This is a genomic window from Psychrobacter nivimaris (assembly GCF_009812035.1).
GTDB classification, from domain to species: Bacteria; Pseudomonadota; Gammaproteobacteria; order Pseudomonadales; family Moraxellaceae; genus Psychrobacter; species Psychrobacter nivimaris.
Window position 1 is genome coordinate 164,646 of record NZ_VZIZ01000007.1, and the last position, 16,153, is coordinate 180,798.

Annotated in this window: 14 protein-coding genes; 6 read left to right on the top strand and 8 right to left on the bottom strand. The window is 43.4% G+C overall.

Annotated elements, in window-relative coordinates; translation table 11 throughout:
- Positions 1–123 precede the first annotated feature (123 nt).
- The 5 genes from FQV37_RS03360 to FQV37_RS03380 form a co-directional block, all read right to left on the bottom strand.
- The gene (locus FQV37_RS03360; RefSeq protein WP_160021291.1) at positions 124–966 is read right to left on the bottom strand and encodes an HpcH/HpaI aldolase/citrate lyase family protein; all 843 of its coding nucleotides are present in this window, start codon (positions 964–966) and stop codon (positions 124–126) included.
- A 237-nt stretch (positions 967–1,203) separates the two neighbouring features.
- Positions 1,204–1,965: an SDR family oxidoreductase gene (locus FQV37_RS03365; RefSeq protein WP_101205627.1), complete on the bottom strand. Its 762-nt coding sequence runs from the start codon at positions 1,963–1,965 to the stop codon at positions 1,204–1,206.
- Positions 1,966–2,139: 174 nt separating this feature from the next.
- Positions 2,140–2,922, bottom strand: coding sequence for an SDR family NAD(P)-dependent oxidoreductase (locus FQV37_RS03370; RefSeq protein WP_102078818.1), 783 nt, complete (start codon positions 2,920–2,922; stop codon positions 2,140–2,142).
- A gap of 3 nt (positions 2,923–2,925) precedes the next feature.
- On the bottom strand, positions 2,926–3,933 hold the full coding sequence (locus FQV37_RS03375; RefSeq protein WP_160021292.1) for an NADP-dependent oxidoreductase: 1,008 nt from the start codon (positions 3,931–3,933) through the stop codon (positions 2,926–2,928).
- Positions 3,934–3,955: 22 nt separating this feature from the next.
- Entirely contained in the window at positions 3,956–5,761 is a 1,806-nt protein-coding gene (locus tag FQV37_RS03380; RefSeq protein WP_160021293.1) for an acyl-CoA dehydrogenase family protein, read from the bottom strand.
- 181 nt (positions 5,762–5,942) lie between these two features.
- Between FQV37_RS03380 and FQV37_RS03385 the strand changes: the two genes are divergently transcribed.
- Positions 5,943–6,965 (top strand): GlxA family transcriptional regulator, encoded by a 1,023-nt coding sequence (locus FQV37_RS03385; RefSeq protein ID WP_160021294.1) that lies wholly within the window; start codon positions 5,943–5,945, stop codon positions 6,963–6,965.
- A 19-nt stretch (positions 6,966–6,984) separates the two neighbouring features.
- Here FQV37_RS03385 and FQV37_RS03390 read toward each other — a convergent pair whose 3' ends face one another.
- A complete protein-coding gene (locus FQV37_RS03390) occupies positions 6,985–8,262 on the bottom strand; it encodes an LD-carboxypeptidase (protein ID WP_160021295.1) in 1,278 nt (425 codons plus the stop codon).
- Between the two features lie 199 nt (positions 8,263–8,461).
- On the opposite strand from FQV37_RS03390, the gene FQV37_RS03395 reads away from it, so the two are divergent.
- Complete coding sequence (locus FQV37_RS03395; RefSeq protein ID WP_160021296.1) at positions 8,462–8,941, top strand: YkvA family protein; 480 nt, start codon at positions 8,462–8,464, stop codon at positions 8,939–8,941.
- A 108-nt stretch (positions 8,942–9,049) separates the two neighbouring features.
- Here the strand turns inward: FQV37_RS03395 and FQV37_RS03400 are convergent, their stop codons facing one another.
- Together FQV37_RS03400 and FQV37_RS03405 are read right to left on the bottom strand one after the other, a co-directional pair.
- Positions 9,050–9,355: a hypothetical protein gene (locus tag FQV37_RS03400; protein WP_102078823.1), complete on the bottom strand. Its 306-nt coding sequence runs from the start codon at positions 9,353–9,355 to the stop codon at positions 9,050–9,052.
- A gap of 92 nt (positions 9,356–9,447) precedes the next feature.
- A complete protein-coding gene (locus tag FQV37_RS03405) occupies positions 9,448–9,993 on the bottom strand; it encodes a hypothetical protein (protein ID WP_240990931.1) in 546 nt (181 codons plus the stop codon).
- Between the two features lie 350 nt (positions 9,994–10,343).
- Between FQV37_RS03405 and dnaQ the strand changes: the two genes are divergently transcribed.
- From dnaQ to FQV37_RS03425, 4 genes are all read left to right on the top strand, one after another.
- On the top strand, positions 10,344–11,984 hold the full coding sequence (gene dnaQ, locus FQV37_RS03410; RefSeq protein ID WP_160021297.1) for a DNA polymerase III subunit epsilon: 1,641 nt from the start codon (positions 10,344–10,346) through the stop codon (positions 11,982–11,984).
- A 144-nt stretch (positions 11,985–12,128) separates the two neighbouring features.
- The gene (locus FQV37_RS03415) at positions 12,129–13,811 is read left to right on the top strand and encodes a hypothetical protein (protein ID WP_160021298.1); all 1,683 of its coding nucleotides are present in this window, start codon (positions 12,129–12,131) and stop codon (positions 13,809–13,811) included.
- 267 nt (positions 13,812–14,078) lie between these two features.
- A complete protein-coding gene (gene nudC, locus FQV37_RS03420) occupies positions 14,079–15,023 on the top strand; it encodes an NAD(+) diphosphatase (protein WP_160021299.1) in 945 nt (314 codons plus the stop codon).
- A gap of 257 nt (positions 15,024–15,280) precedes the next feature.
- Positions 15,281–16,126, top strand: coding sequence for an RnfABCDGE type electron transport complex subunit B (locus tag FQV37_RS03425; protein ID WP_160021300.1), 846 nt, complete (start codon positions 15,281–15,283; stop codon positions 16,124–16,126).
- The last annotated feature ends 27 nt before the right edge of the window (positions 16,127–16,153 follow it).

Here is a 16,153-nt window from a genome sequence, read left to right on the forward strand (position 1 = left end):
ATTTGGCAAGATTTAGCCATTTTTAACCCATTTAGATAACTATCGATTGAATTGAGGACACGCCCTAGTATCTAAATTATACTGAACCGACTACTTATATTTAACTATATACGGATTGGTCTGCTACTTTGCCAACAGTTGACGGCTGCGCTCAATTACAGGTGCATCTACCATCTCGCCATCTATTTTGAATACTGCCTGCCCGCTCCGCTCGTACTCCTCAACCACACGCTGTGCGAATAACAGGGCCTCATCTGTTGGTTGCAATGTTTGTTGGACAACTGCCACTTGCTTGGGATGGATACATAGCATTCCTGACATCCCCATTTGTGACCATAACTGTACTCGATCGCTCAGTCCAACTTCATTATTAAAGTCAGGATAAATGGTATCGATGGGTGGCGATAATTGGTGCACTTTTGACGTCAGGATTAGTTGATAGCGGATTTGATTGGCGATGATATCAGCAGCAGGCGTTCCTACTTGCACTTGCAAATCATTGCACAGATCTAAAAATCCATAACTAAACGCGGCTAACCCGATTGCTTTTGCCATACTATCGAGTTGATACAATCCTATCGCACTCTCAATCAATGCAATCACGGGTAAATTGGTAAGCTGATATACGCTATTAATATCTTCTGCTTGCTCAGCTTTGGCCAATAACAAGCCAGCCAAATGAGACATCTTCTGACAGAGAACTATGTCCTTAAAAAACTCCTCGCTACCTGCCTTATTAATACGCACCCAAATCGGCTGATAACCTGCACTGTCGTGATATTGCTGTAATGCTTCGCGTGCGGATGCTTTATCTCCTGGCGCCACGGCATCCTCTAAATCGACAATAACCGCATCTGCGCCACTAGCAAAGGCTTTCGCCACTCTATCGATGCGAGTCGCTGGCACAAACAGCCATGTTTTATTTTGAGAAATCGTTTTTATTTTATTATTGATAACTGAATCCATGCGTGACCCCATTATATTGTTCAAGTAGCTATTAGCATATTTATTATGCCACTATACAGTTGATGCTCATTTAAGATTAGCAATTTATTCGATAGTGCAAAACCAAGATTACTTAGACATTCTATTAAAAAATAAATCAAAAAAACCGCATGAAAATAAATTTCATGCGGCTCTTGAGTCTAATGCAGTTTTGAACAATTACTTTCTTATCTAACCTATGTCTTATAGATTAGCTAATTAAGCTAGCATGCCACCATCGACAACGATAGTCGCGCCTGTGGTATAGCTTGAAGCGTCCGACACTAGATACAATACGGTACCAGCCATTTCGTCAGGTTCAGCCACGCGTCCTAGCGGAATCGAGTGTAATGCCATTTTTAAGACTTTATCGTTAGTAGTCAATGCAGAGGCAAACTTAGTATCCGTCAAACCTGGCAATAGCGCGTTGACACGGATATTAAGTGGACCACATTCTTTAGCAAATGCTTTGGTCATGCTGATGACTGCCGCTTTGGTAATTGAGTAGATACCTTGCTTATCGCCTGCTACTAAGCCGTTGACCGATGCGGTATTCAAGATGACACCGCCACCCTGCTCTTTCATCATTTTGCCAGCAGCAGTCGACATAAAGAAGTAACCACGGATATTAACTTCAACCGTTTTATCAAAGGCGGCTAAATCTGTATCTAAGATATGACCATAGTAAGGGTTAGCTGCAGCGTTATTGACTAAGATATCAATTTGACCAAATTCACTTTTGATATGCTCAAAAATTGCGTCAATTTGCTCCATGTCTCCTACGTGACAAGCAAAAGCACTGGCCTTATGACCGTCAGCTTTGATGCTATCAGCGACTGCTTGGCAAGCATCGATTTTTCGGCTTGAGACAATCACATGTGCGCCTCTTGATGCCAATAGACGAGCAATAGACTCACCAATACCGCGGCTAGCACCAGTTACTAGAGCAACCTTACCGGTTAAATCAAATAAATCTTTCATCGTTATTCCTTATATTTTTATAAACTTTATATTTTCAATAATTTTTGAGCGCTGAACTCATATATCTAAAACGTGTATCTAAAATCAGATAACTAAACGCAGATAATCGCTGTCACAACTAACAGCGATTATCGAGCACTAATGAACTGAACAAAGAGCGCTCAACGATCACGGTTACGCTAGCATACCACCATCGAGTGTAAAGGCATGACCGTTCATAAAGCTGCTTTCATCGCTGGCAAGCCATGCAATTGCACTAGAGATTTCACTGACGTTTCCTAGGCGGCGCAGTGGACTGGCCTTAATCGTTGCTTGCTGCGTACGCTCATCCATCGTTGCCATGGTATTGCGTACCATCGGCGTATCAATGAAGCTTGGGCATACCGCGTTAAAGCGGATATTGGCACGAGCATACTCATGAGCAGCAGATTTGGTCAGACCCATAACCCCATGTTTAGCTGCACTATAAGCTGAGATCATAGGCGCTGAACGCAGACCTGCAATAGATGCGACATTAATCACATGACCACCGCCATTAGGTATCATACAATTGACCGCAGCACGCATACAGTGCCAAACACCCTTTAAATTCACTGCGATATTACGATCAAAATCATCATCGCTTAGCTCATGCATTGGTGAAGGCTTGTGGTCGATACCAGCGTTGTTTACTACAACATCTAGGCCACCAAGCGTTTCTACTGCAAAGTCAAACAACGCACGTACTTCATCACCACTGGTCACGTCTACTTTTTTGAAGACGATACTGTTGCCAGCGTCTTGACCTTGTTTGGCAACTGCTTCGCCCATTTCTTCTGCCATATCACCAATGACGACTTTTGCGCCACGACTGGCCAGCAACAATGCACTGGCTGCACCGATGCCTGATGCACCGCCCGTGATCAAAATTCGTTTGCCAGCTACATCTGATGCAATTCCGTTTGTATTCAGTGTCATGATCTATCCCTCTACCTTAAGTACTAGTTTGCCGAAATTTTCACCGTTAAAGAGCATCATCAAAGTATCTGGGAACGTCTCGATACCTTCAACGATATGATCTTTTACTTTCATATCACCTGACTGAATCCAGCCAGCGATATCCTTCATTGCGATTGGATATTCTTTGATATTATCGAACACCACGATGCCTTCCATGCGAGCACGATTGACCAATAATGATAAATAGTTCGATGGGCCTTTTACTGCTGTGGTGTTGTTATATTGACTGATAGCTCCGCAAATAACGATACGCGCATGTAGATTAATCTGGGTAAGCACGTCATTTAAGATATCTCCGCCTACGTTGTCAAAGTATACATCGACGCCGTCTGGGCAAGTTTTCTTTAGTGCTTTTTTCACATCTTCATTTTTGTAATCAATCGTCGCATCAAACCCAAGCTCATCGACCAAGAATTTGCATTTCTCAGCGCCGCCCGCGATACCAACGACACGGCAGCCTTTAATTTTGGCAATCTGACCGACCAAGCTACCAACCGCACCAGCAGCTCCTGATACCACTATCGTCTCGCCTGCTTTTGGCTGACCCGTTTTTAGCAACCCAAAATATCCTGTCATCCCCGGCATACCGAGGACGCCTAAGTAGTAAGACAGCGGCGCTAGACTTGGATCAACTTTATGTAGACCTGTACCATCGCTGACTGCATATGACTGCACGCCGTCGTGACCTGCGACATAGTCACCTACTGCAAATTTCTCATGCTTACTTTCAATCACTTCGCCCACAGTACCGGCGCGCATCACTTCACCAATTTGTACTGGCGCGATGTAAGATTTGGCATCGTTCAACCAACCACGCATCGCCGGATCGATAGAGATGTATTCAACCTTGATCAGTAGCTGACCATCAGTAATCGTCGGTATTTCTGTCTCGGTATAATCCCAAGTTTCAGCGCTCGGCTCGCCTACTGGTCTTGCTTTTAGGCGCCATTGTTTATTTATCTTTGTCATGTCTCTTTCCTTAGAGTTGTCCTTAGAACCAGTCCGCTTGCATATCAGTGCAAACTGAATTGGTGTTGGTTAATAATTCGATGTCGCGTTTAACTAATGGTAGTTCCCAATCGATGAAGTATTTGGCTGCTTGTATCTTGCCTTTGTAAAAGTTTTGCTGCTCGACATCTTGCGTCGTACTTAGCAGCTGCTCGGCTTTACTGGCTTGGCGAATCCAAATCCAGCTCAGTACAATTGAGGCAAAAATATTCATTAGTGCTTGAGCATTACCAGTCAATGTCAGTGCTTCTTCTGTCTGCAACACTTTGCCCAAATGCACGAGCACTTCATGCAACTGACCCATATAAGGCATCAGCTTGCCTGCAAGTTGCGCGCTCTCAGGTGTAGTGATGCTTTCTAAATCTTGTGTAATTTCACGTTTTAGGATTTGAATGCCTAACCCACCTTTTTGCCATAACTTACGGAATGACAAATCTAGCGCCTGCACACCGTTTGTGCCTTCATGGATAGGATTTAGACGATTGTCACGCCAAAACTGCTCAGCCTGATATTCACGTGTATAGCCTGCGCCGCCCAATACTTGAATACCCAAATCATTGGCTTTTGGACCATATTCAGATGGCCATGCTTTTAGCACTGGCGTTAGCAAATCTAATAGTTCAGTTAGCTCATTTTTTAGTGTTTCGTCTTCACAGGTATTGATACGGTCAATTAGGTTTGAGCCATATAAGCATAATGAGATGCCGCCTTCAGAATAAGCTTTTTGTGCCAATAGCATGCGCTTTACGTCACCATGCTGAATAATGGCCGTTGCATCATCTTCAGGCTTATTGTTTGGCGCAATGCGACCTTGTGTACGGTCTTTGGCATAATCTAGCGAATACTGATAGCCGCGATAACCAATCATAGAAGCACCAAAACCAACTGCGATACGTGCTTCATTCATCATCTTGAACATATAACGCAAGCCAAAATGCTCTTCGCCGATCAAATAACCATAACAATCGCCTTCATCGCCGAAGCTCAATGCCGTAGAAGTCGCACCTCTATAACCAAGCTTATGAATCAGTCCAGTCAGATGTACATCGTTACGCTCGCCAACAGACAAGTCATCGTTCAAGCGATACTTAGGCACGGCAAATAAAGAGATGCCTTTTACGCCACCTGGACCACCTGGCACTTTGGCCAATACCAAATGCACGATATTGTCAGATAGCTCATGATCACCTGCTGAAATATAAATCTTGCTGCCCTTGACGCGGTACGAGCCATCGTTTTGTTTTACCGCGATGGTTTTGATATCGGCAAGCGATGAACCTGCATGTGGTTCAGTCAGTGCCATGGTGCCGGTGAACTCACCTGTCAGCATACGCGGCATAAAGGCTGCTTTGATATCATCGCTAGCAAAATGCGAGATAACGTTGATTGCCGCAGTGGTCAAAAATGGATAGGCAGTCGTTGATGGATTGGCTGCCATAAAGTAGCCTGCCACAGCAGTCATAACCGTCTCAGGTAACTGCATGCCACCATCTTCGAAGCTATAACGACCTGCGATAAAGCCAGACTCACGGAACGCATCAAAAGCGACTTTTACATCGTTTATCATGCTGACTTTTTTACCATCGAACTGCGGCTCGTTCTTATCTGCGATATGGTTGTGTGGTAAAAATAAATCTGTCGCAATCTTATTTGCCGTCTCTAACACAGCATCAAATGTCTCGCGGCTATGTTCTGAGAACTTTGCGTGCTCGGTGAGTGATTCTGTGCCTAGTACATCATACAATTGGAAAGGTAATTCAAAATCGTTTAGGAGGGTATCTGCGGCCATAGTATTCTCGTTAACTGATTAAATGTGGTTATCAATTGATATTAGTCTAATTTGACACCTGTCCGTATTGTCATTTATGACATAATTATGGTTAAATAAGACATAAACAGAGTATCTAACCAGTTAAAATCAACCAAATAATGGCTATTTTGGTCAGTACAGCAAAGGAAAAGAGTGACTTATGCCCTATTTCAAACCTTTTAAAATGATTATTCTTGGCTTTGATGGTGTACTTGGCAGTGTGCTCTCTGGCGCATTGGACTTGTTTTCATTCACAGGGGTCAGCTGGCAGCGCTTTTCGGATGAGTCTGTAGAGCCACGATTTAATGTGCAGATCGCAAGCTTGGGTGGCGGTGATATCAGGTGCAGTAATCGCTTAATCATGCAAGCCCACTGTGATATCCGAGACGTGACAGAGTGCGATTTATTGCTCGTGCCCACCATTGGCGACTCTATTGACAAGGTGCTAAAACAAAACAGTGAGCTACTGCCACACTTAGTACGGCTTGCAAATACCAAGGCCGATATAGCAAGCAACTGTAGCGGTGCATTTTTTTTGGCAAAGGCGGGATTATTAGATCATAAGATAGCCACCACACACTGGGGCTATGCCAATAAGTTTAAGGCAGATTTTCCATTGGTGGATCTACAAGAAAATCAGTTTGTGACCCATTCAAGAAGCGAGTCAACAAACCAATCAGGCAATATATTTTGTGCAGCTGGCGGCAGCGCCTTTTATGATTTGGGGTTATTATTGATTGAGCGCTACTGCGGACGTGAGATCTCTACGCAAGTGGCAAAAACCCAAATTATCGATAGCAAAAGAGGCAGTCAAAATAGCTATACCAATGTGACCTTACACAAGCCGCATTCCGACCATTTAATTAAACATGTCCAAGAATATATCGAAGAGAACTTTCAACATTCTTTGCAGGTCAGCAGTCTGGCTGCCATGGTAAATATTACCCCGCGCACTTTAAACAGGCGCTTTCAGTCCTGCGTGGCGATGCGACCGATTGAGTATATTCAGGCCGTTAGAATTGAACAAGCCAAACGCTTACTTGAGTTGGGCGATGTATCGATAAAGTCGCTTGCCGATCAAGTAGGTTATGATGATATCTCCTCCTTCACGCGTCTATTTAAACGCGCGACAGAGCTGACGCCTAAAGAGTATCAAGATAAGTTTTCGCGGTTGGCTATTTAAAAAGGACAGTGATTAACGTTTAAGCAGTCTGCCACAAGCCTTCTACTTGGATAGCATCAGCTTTAATAGTTGGGTAATCGTTAAATGATAACTGATAGCCACCATCTGTATTAGGTATAAGCTGGCAAGTCGCTCCCAGCGGAAAGCTGTATTTTTTGCCGATATGACCAAAAGGCATACCACTATATATCGGCAATCCTGTTAATTCATGCAGCTGACGAATGACTGTGGCGACATCATAACGTTTGTCATAGCTGTCCTCGCCCGTACCAGACAATGCCCCAAATACAATCGCTTGCTGCCCTTTGAACACACCTGCGAGATATAAGTCATATAACATGCGCTCAATACGATACGCCTGCTCGCCGACATCTTCTAAAAACACAATGCCGCCATCGATACGCGGTAAGTACTCACTACCTGCCAGCGCCGATACGACACTTAGGTTGCCACCCCAAATCGTACCAGTTAATGGTTTCGGCTCACCCTTTGTCAGTATGACAGGTAGCTGCTGACTGGTTAATGAAGCATCTTGTATGCTGATAGTTAGATTGGGATTGGTTAGTGCTTCAACAAACTGCTGACAGCTGACTTTATCGGGCGCGGTTTTACCAAATTCGCTATAGAGCATTGGCGCGGCAAGCGAGCTCATTGACCCTTTTGCCAATAGCGCACACTGAATAGCCGTTACATCGCTAAAGCCTGCGAGTATCGTGCCACGCTCCTTCATAATCCGTCCTAGCGTCGCCCAATCCACCATAGGCAATATGCGCATGGCACCGTAACCACCGCGCACACCTAGCAGTAACTTGGGCGCGGCTATTGCCCCAGTGGCAAGATTTTGAAAATCGCTAGCACGCTGTGAGTCCGTTCCCGCAAAGCGTAAATACTGACGATTGGTAATAGCAGGATTCTCTACTTTAAACCCAGCGCAAGCCACACGATCTAATGCCAATTGATTACGCTCATCACTACCACCAACGTTAGAGCTAGCAAAAAGTCGCGTCTCAATCATAGCCGTGATACAACCTGTCTGCGTCAATAATTCCTGTGACGTTTGTGATGATGAGCTATCATCCAATAACGAAGTTGGCAGATCATCCTTGGTCAGCTGCGTACTATGACCAGACTCGATAGGACTGGCTGCCAGCGCTTGAGACATACCTTGGCTCGCTAGTACTGCTGTGCCTGCACTCACACCGATTCGACGTAGAAACTGCCGACGGTTTAGCCCAGATGTTGTTTCAGTTGCACGATTATTTTTATCATCTTTCCATGACTGACGCTTAATCCCCATATCTTACTGCTACCTTATCGCTTTTATTTTTATGATTTTTTTAAACCTTATGACAGCATATTGTAGACGCTTTTCTGACATTGATGGTTGCCTGATCTTTACCGATATTTACTTTTTCGCTACTGAGACACACAATATAGGTCGACTAGATTTGTTACTGTAAATACAAATTCATCGCAAAAAACAAAGGGTAATAATTATGTTTAATAAAAAAACCGATAAAAACAAGTCACTTGATTCTAATTTGGAATACTTGCTGGGCAAAGAAGACAAGCTGAAAGAAAAGTTAGAGGACAACGGCTACCTTGAGCCGTTTAGTGATGATTTAATGCTATTTATGAGTCTTGTCAAAGACTATTACAAAGGTGACTACCGTAAAATTCCTTTTAAGACAATCTCAGCTGGCGTTATTGGTACGCTCTATGTGCTAAATCCAATTGACCTCATTCCTGATTCTATTCCGTTTATCGGCCATATCGATGATGCGTTAGTACTTAAATTTTGTTTAAAGCAGGCCCGAAAAGATCTGCAAAAATATAAAGAATGGAAGCAGGAACAATCAGCTACTAAGGATAAATTAGAAGATAAGAACGACACGGATAAGACTGATAACGATAAAACTAGTAGTGATCAGAAAGACAGCGACGAGACTGGTACGAATCTGAAGAAAGCCTCATAAATATTAATACTTTCAGCGATTAAAAACTGCACTATCGAAAAAGCCACAACCGCGAATTAATATTTCGGTCGTGGCTTTTGTTATTTTTGACTTATTCAATACTATATTTTAATCAGGCACTTCATAATTGGCTTTTTCTGGGTTAAGACCAAACGAGTAAACGAAGGTCGCAACGAGGCTATTGACAATAATGAAAGGCAAATCAATCGCAGCATGACCAAGCGCATAGCGACCAAGCAGCCAAGAGACGATCAACATGATAATAAAAAATGCACCCAAATATGCCAAAATCGCAGGGTGTTTCAAATTATAAGGCTGTTCAGGCGTCGGTTGTTTGTCTAATACATACGTCCTTACCGCCCAACCAGCTGCATAAGAGAACCCACCTAATACCACGTAACTGAAAAAATTCATATCGCTTAACTCTAATGGTATGACTGTTTATAACAAAATACTGTTTATACAAATATTATCGACCAACAATGATATTTATAGTCGATACTTATTTAAATACTATCATCAACATTATCGATAACAAGATTAGCATGTGGATTGGCTAAAATATCGGTATTCACCTCATCACACTCCACACGGTAGATCGTGTTGGCACCTCGGTAGATATACGACAAGTACTCACTGTCTAAGAGCGGATCAATATTTGCGTAAGCTGGTTTGACATGAGCCAGTACAAGCACTCGATCAGGACGACCAATAACCGCATCGACATTATCTGGATCAATAGAGAAAAACTGCGGTATGTCGCTATTGTCTATTATTTCTAACGGCTCTGGATTGTCCCAGACGCGCTTAGCAGTGACGGGCTCTTTCATCTGCATCACCCAAGTGTCATCTTGCTGGCTGACCTTTATCTGTGCAGGTTCATCTTGACTCACCGTATAACAACCCTCAAAGACAGACAGATCTGCCGCAACTTCGGTATCTGCTTGAAGGCTAGTATCACTACAAGCGCTCAGAAAAATCGCGCTGCTAGTAGTTACACTGAGCATCAGATACGTCAGTCTCTTATTAAATAAATTCGAGCGTAAGGACATAATGGGGTTATCCTGCAATCATGCATTAAAAACTTTTATTAAGTGTACTATTATCAAAATGTCACTAGATAGCTGTATAAGAAAAATGCGCTTAGGCATCTTGGTAGCAAAGACAGCTCAGTCATTAAAAACCAGTGGCTTTCAGTGAGCTTCGCTATTTTAACAGAAAACTAGGACGTTACTATTATGTTATAAGTTACCGTAACGGTTTTCTGACTTTGTGCGTCACGACTGCCCATATTTATGATAGATTTGCTATACTCACAACGTCATCATCATCGTTCGAATAACGTAAACGAGATGCTCTAGTACTACCCTATGCTTACCACTTATCAGGTCCATACTCTTTTATGTCAGACAACCGTAATTCAATGCCAAACACTCATAAAGACAACGCGATTGATCCATTGGCTGCTAAAACAAACACCACTGTGGCCTATACTGATGGTGCTTGCAAAGGCAATCCTGGCGCTGGCGGCTGGGGCGCACATCTTATATTTAGTGATGGCAGCACACAAGATTTATACGGCGGCGACAAAGAAACCACCAATAACCGTATGGAACTAATGGGTGCGATACAAGCCCTGACGCATAGCCCGCATGAGCATACTCTTGAGATTTGGACTGACTCCAGTTATGTCAAAAAAGGCATAACTGAATGGATTGAAGGTTGGAAGAAAAAGGGCTGGAAAACTGCCAGTAAAAAGCCCGTCGCCAATCAAGACCTATGGCAACAATTGGATAAGCTCTGCCAACAGCGTGATGTTAGCTGGCATTGGGTCAAGGGTCACGCTGGACATGCTGGTAACGAAAAAGCAGATGAGCTGGCAAACTTAGGTGTCACCTCAAACAGCGGCCATTCAGCTATAGTCAGTAAAGCAGATACGGCTAAAAAAAAAGACCACATAGCGACTGATATTAATCCTAATACTGACACTGATACCTTGCAAAAATCGTCTAGCGCTGACTGGCTAAGTTTCGATCCATTGGGTCTAGATATGATGGACGATAATTTTGATGAAGAGCTCTTAGAACCTGAGCCGCTAAGAGAAGATAGTCAGCGTGCTGCTAACACCCTTAAAATAAATAAAGACATTGCTGTAGAATCTAACAGCCATCAAGATAATACATACAACCCGACGAGTACCAAAGCTATGCCAGATATTCAAACGCACCTAGATGATACCGTCGACAATGATATGTTGCCAAGTGTAGAATCTGACGCCCCTAAGTTCGATGGGGATACTAGCCGTGCCAACCCACATTTTAAGCCGCTACTACCAAAGCCGATACATCGTCATGAAGCAGATCGTCAGCTCATTATGGATACAGAAACCACAGGGCTTGATGCACTAAAAGGCGACCGTATTATCGAGGTCGGTATTGTGGAGCTGGTCGGACGTAAGTTTACTGGTGAAAAGCTGCACGTTTATATCAATCCACAGCGTGGCATGGATGACGAAGTCATTCGTATTCATGGTATCTCTGAAGCATTTTTGACTGACAAACCGACCTTTGATCAAGTGGCTCAGTCTTTGTATGACTTTATGGATGGCGCTGAGATTATCGCTCATAACGCTACTTTTGATATGAACTTCTTAAATATGGAGTTTGCAAAAGTTGGTCTGAATGATTTTGCTAATCGAGTGCAAGTAACCGATTCACTGGCGATGGCCAAGCAGCAGTATCCTGGGCAAAAAAACACGCTAGATGCCCTCGTGCGTCGCCTAAATGTTGGTAAGCAAGACCGTACTTTTCACGGGGCATTACTTGACTCAGAGATTTTAGCCGAAGTTTATCTGGCGATGACTGGTGGACAGGTCACGCTTGCCATCGAAGAGGATACAGATACCGATGGCGGACAAACCGCTCATGCAAGTTTCGCCAATTTAGCGAATTTATTGCTGGCATCAACGGCGGATGAAACTGCTGACCAAAGCTGGTATGCCGCTTTGGCAGAAGATTATCCTGCCCTAAAAGCTAGCATGTAATTGTCGTTCGAATTTTTATTGAACCGACATTTGTATAATTTAGTCTTGATTATTATGATAGAAAGCGTTAAAACATCACTAGCCAATACTTTCTGAATCAAATTTATATTGCTATTCTCATCAGTACATTATGGAAAAATACTTATGGACCAGTCTGCGCAAATGAAGCTAACCGCCCCAACGCTTAGTGTTACTGATTTTAACCTACCATCACTCCATTTACTGCATGATGAGGTTATAGCAACGCTTAAAGATACCGAGATTCATTTAGGTGAGTTCAATGATGATAGTAGTCAGGCGCCTTTGTTGTCAGATTCTATCGAAGTATTAAAGCAGCTGTCTTGTATTTTCAAACTCATTTCTTTGGTCGGTGCAGAAGCATTGAATGATGCCATTGTTGGTGGTTTACAGAGACTTTATGACAATGGTGATAATAACGATACTGATTTGATCATGGATCTATCAGAAGCCATCATGACCTTGGATCGTTATGTTGAGTTTGTCCTCTTGACTGAATCGGTAGAGCCTACTCTACTGATACCTGTAATCAACAAGCTTAATGCGCATAGTCAAGAAGCTCCTATTACGGCAGACTATTTTGCAGCTTTTGGTAGCAGTAGTGTCATCATCGCCAATCCTGAACAAAACTTTGAATCTCTAAGCACGCTTAATCTAGACACAGAGCTGCTGACCAACGCGTATCGTAGTGGCCTTAGCATTGCACTACTCAATCAAGATGGCAAAATTGACTCAGCAGATCAGCAAAAGCTGGATGCTATGAGTGCAGCTTGTGCATTAATTGCCTCAAATACTGATAGCTTATTTTGGCAAGCGGCGACTGCTGCTGTGACTGATATCGCAGCAGTATTACCATTAAACTTGAGTCAAAAACACACACTTATCTATTTAGAGCAGCAATTTCAAAGCTATTTACCAGTCATGGATACCCGCTTTGCAGATTTAGTGAGCTTTGCCTGTCAACGTGATAACGAGCAAGCGCATCAACTACGTGAACAGTATGCCAGTAACCATTTAGAAGGTGCTCAGCTAGAACAAATGAAACGCTTTTTATTCGGTCCTAACCGCGAACTTACCGATACGTTAAACACAATTATTCAAAATCAGATCAATAATATTAAAGAACACGTCGATAGTTATGCACGTGGCGATTCAATCAACCCTATTGATATGCAGACCGCGCAAATTATCGAAGAGCTGACTGAGCTTAGTTCAGCATTACGTTTATTAGGTCTGTCCAACGCAGCCAATAGTCTTAGCGAAGCAGCAGAAGCTGTGAGCCATTGGCAAGCACCTTCCCCTGACGATTTTGATCATTTGCTACTAGCGTTAATGCATGCAGAGAACGCCGCCATTGCCATGGCAGAGATGCATACACCAGGGGCAATCTATCTGCCACTGAATAACCCGCATATCTCATTGCATCAGCTTAATACGGCTAATGATACCTTGATACAAGAAAGCCGAACTGCTATTGCTAGTGCCGAGCAAGCCATCAATGATTATTTGGCGGAGCCTGAGCGCGATATGCTCAATATCCAAAATATTCCTGGGATGATGCGTCAAGTAGCAGGCGCAGTACGCTTCTTACAACTGCCCACACCTTCCAGCATGCTGAGTCAGCTAGCCAACTACATTGAAAAGCGTATCGAAGGCGGACGACGTATCGAAGACAGTACGTTAGCCTGCATCGCTGATGTTATCATGGCGGTCGATCATCACTTAGATGGTTTTGAGAATAATCGCCCTGTCAGCAAACAAGCGCTTGATGTGGGGCAGCAAAGCTTAAGCCACCTACTTGCTGCTTAACTTTTCTTATTGTCATGGCATGGTTATTATCTCTTAGCCATGACATCTCATTTACGTATAGATAATTCAAGATAATGTAGGTACGAGTCAGGCACGTGAAAGCGCTACAGTCATTAGGTTGAACTAGCCTGGTCATGAGGCTGAACCAGCCTGGCAACATATATGGATATCTGGGTATCTGGTTTACATAGAATTGATGATATTTTACTCTAAAACAGTCTGTGTCTACGTCGATGCGGACTTACTTTATAATGTTTGGAATTTTATATGGCCCATGCTTTTATATTAAGTGATGACAGTATCTTATGCCGTCAAATGCCAGATGGTTGGTGGCCTTTACAGGTTCAGCTATCGTCTGATAGTAATGACTCAAATGAGCAAGCTTATCAGGTTGGTCACGTAACGCTACACGAGAGCCTAGCACCAAATCATTGGTTATCAAACGATAGCAATAGCACTGGCAACCATGCAGATGATACGGTTGATGCCAATATAGCTCATAGCTTTACTGCCCAAGCGACGAGCGCCATGACTTATGACTATGCAGTTGCTCATAACGTGACGCTACCAATTATTGCTGAAAGTAGTGGTAACACTTTTGTTCCTTATCGAAAACTGATGACTCATTTGCCAGTCGCCTTGTCAGATCAGATTAGCCAAGCAATACAACTATTAAGCTGGCAAGCAGATACACAGTTTTGTAGTCGCTGTGCTAGCCCTACTGTACATGCTGACCAAGGCGAGCGTGCCATGGTTTGTCCAGTATGTCGATTGCGCCAATACCCTCGCGTACAACCGTGCGTCATTACTGCTATTACTCGGCCAAATCCAGTAACGGGTGAGATGCAAATCTTATTGGCTCACCATCATCGTCATGGACAGCAAAACCTACCGCCAATGTATGGTTTGATCGCAGGGTTTGTAGAAGTTGGAGAGAGTCTGGAGCATGCTGTAGTACGTGAAGTCGCAGAAGAGGTCAATATCAGCGTATCAGATATCCGCTACGTCAGTAGTCAGCCATGGCCATTCCCCTCTAACTTGATGCTCGGTTTTCGAGCATCGTATGCCAGTGGCGATATTATCTTGCAAGAAGATGAGCTAGCTCATGCTGATTTCTTTGATCTCTCAAACCTACCTAGAATTCCGCCAAAGGGTAGTATCGCTCGCGATTTGATTGACCAAGTAGCTAAAGAGCAAAATATAGATTTATAATCAGTCCTTATCTATCAATACCTCATTACGCTATAGTATTGTATTTTCAATCTCATCTCTTTAAAATCGCTGCTCCTGTGATAAGCGTTTTACTTCGAACTTCATTTTTAGTAAGTAACACGCCAAAATGAGAAGTAACACGCTAACATGAGCAGATGCTTTTATAGATACTGTTTTACAAAGACCGCTTTCTCAACCTTTTATCTCTATTTATACTAATACCAATTCTTACGACTGGTATTAAGGTCCTTAATTAAATGCAAAGTAGCACCAATATACGCTTAGTCAATCTACCTATCTTATTCGATGCATTACACATTGATACCTTGTCCGCTGACATACAGGCAAAAATTGCACGTGTGGATGCGTGTCTGCCACAGACGCAGTGCGGTCTATGTGAGCATCCAGATGGTTGCCTGCCATATGCCGCTGCAATTGTATTAGATGGCGAGCCGTATAATAAATGTGTGCCTGGTGGTCAGCCAGTCACCAATGCGATTGCTCAGACTCTCGATATAGATACTTCTAACACTACGCTGACGGCAGTGCCTTCACAGTGGCCAATAGATGCCACCTCTGAACGTCCGACTGAGGTTCGTGCGGTTATCCGTGAAGATGACTGTATCGGCTGTACCAAATGCATTCCTGCTTGTCCAGTCGATGCTATCGTTGGTACTGGCAAGCATATGCATACGATTTTTACAGATTTGTGCACGGGCTGTGAGCTATGTATCGCGCCCTGCCCTGTTGATTGCATCGACTTAGTTACGATTGAGCGGGAAATATCTGAGCCTGAGCGAATAGCAGAGCAAGAGGATTTAAGACAACGCTACCACACTCATTTGAAACGTGTGACAGAACAGCTTGCTGATACGAGCAATAGTAGACCTGTCGTTAGTATGGTAGAGGCTAAGCTCAATAACGCAGCAAGCCAGTCTCTAAACATCAGTGAGTCGCAAGCGAAAAATACCATTGCGGCTGCCAAGCTCCGTACCAAAATCAAAAAACTGGAAAAGCAACTGAGTGTGCGTGCAAACGATAAGAAACAAGTAGAGCTCGAATCTTTACAAGCCGAGCTTGAGTCATTGCAAGTAGCGCTATAACGGTAATAGCTGATTACGCAATTAATG

What these genes read in the sequence shown, in the direction of transcription:
- FQV37_RS03360 (WP_160021291.1), bottom strand. Translation starts at nt 966, where the DNA reads ATGGATTCAGTTATCAATAATAAAATAAAAACGATTTCTCAAAATAAA.
- FQV37_RS03365 (WP_101205627.1), bottom strand. Translation starts at nt 1,965, where the DNA reads ATGAAAGATTTATTTGATTTAACCGGTAAGGTTGCTCTAGTAACTGGT.
- FQV37_RS03370 (WP_102078818.1), bottom strand. Translation starts at nt 2,922, where the DNA reads ATGACACTGAATACAAACGGAATTGCATCAGATGTAGCTGGCAAACGA.
- FQV37_RS03375 (WP_160021292.1), bottom strand. Translation starts at nt 3,933, where the DNA reads ATGACAAAGATAAATAAACAATGGCGCCTAAAAGCAAGACCAGTAGGC.
- FQV37_RS03380 (WP_160021293.1), bottom strand. Translation starts at nt 5,761, where the DNA reads ATGGCCGCAGATACCCTCCTAAACGATTTTGAATTACCTTTCCAATTG.
- FQV37_RS03385 (WP_160021294.1), top strand. Translation starts at nt 5,943, where the DNA reads ATGCCCTATTTCAAACCTTTTAAAATGATTATTCTTGGCTTTGATGGT.
- FQV37_RS03390 (WP_160021295.1), bottom strand. Translation starts at nt 8,262, where the DNA reads ATGGGGATTAAGCGTCAGTCATGGAAAGATGATAAAAATAATCGTGCA.
- FQV37_RS03395 (WP_160021296.1), top strand. Translation starts at nt 8,462, where the DNA reads ATGTTTAATAAAAAAACCGATAAAAACAAGTCACTTGATTCTAATTTG.
- FQV37_RS03400 (WP_102078823.1), bottom strand. Translation starts at nt 9,355, where the DNA reads ATGAATTTTTTCAGTTACGTGGTATTAGGTGGGTTCTCTTATGCAGCT.
- FQV37_RS03405 (WP_240990931.1), bottom strand. Translation starts at nt 9,993, where the DNA reads ATGTCCTTACGCTCGAATTTATTTAATAAGAGACTGACGTATCTGATG.
- dnaQ (WP_160021297.1), top strand. Translation starts at nt 10,344, where the DNA reads ATGTCAGACAACCGTAATTCAATGCCAAACACTCATAAAGACAACGCG.
- FQV37_RS03415 (WP_160021298.1), top strand. Translation starts at nt 12,129, where the DNA reads ATGGACCAGTCTGCGCAAATGAAGCTAACCGCCCCAACGCTTAGTGTT.
- nudC (WP_160021299.1), top strand. Translation starts at nt 14,079, where the DNA reads ATGGCCCATGCTTTTATATTAAGTGATGACAGTATCTTATGCCGTCAA.
- FQV37_RS03425 (WP_160021300.1), top strand. Translation starts at nt 15,281, where the DNA reads ATGCAAAGTAGCACCAATATACGCTTAGTCAATCTACCTATCTTATTC.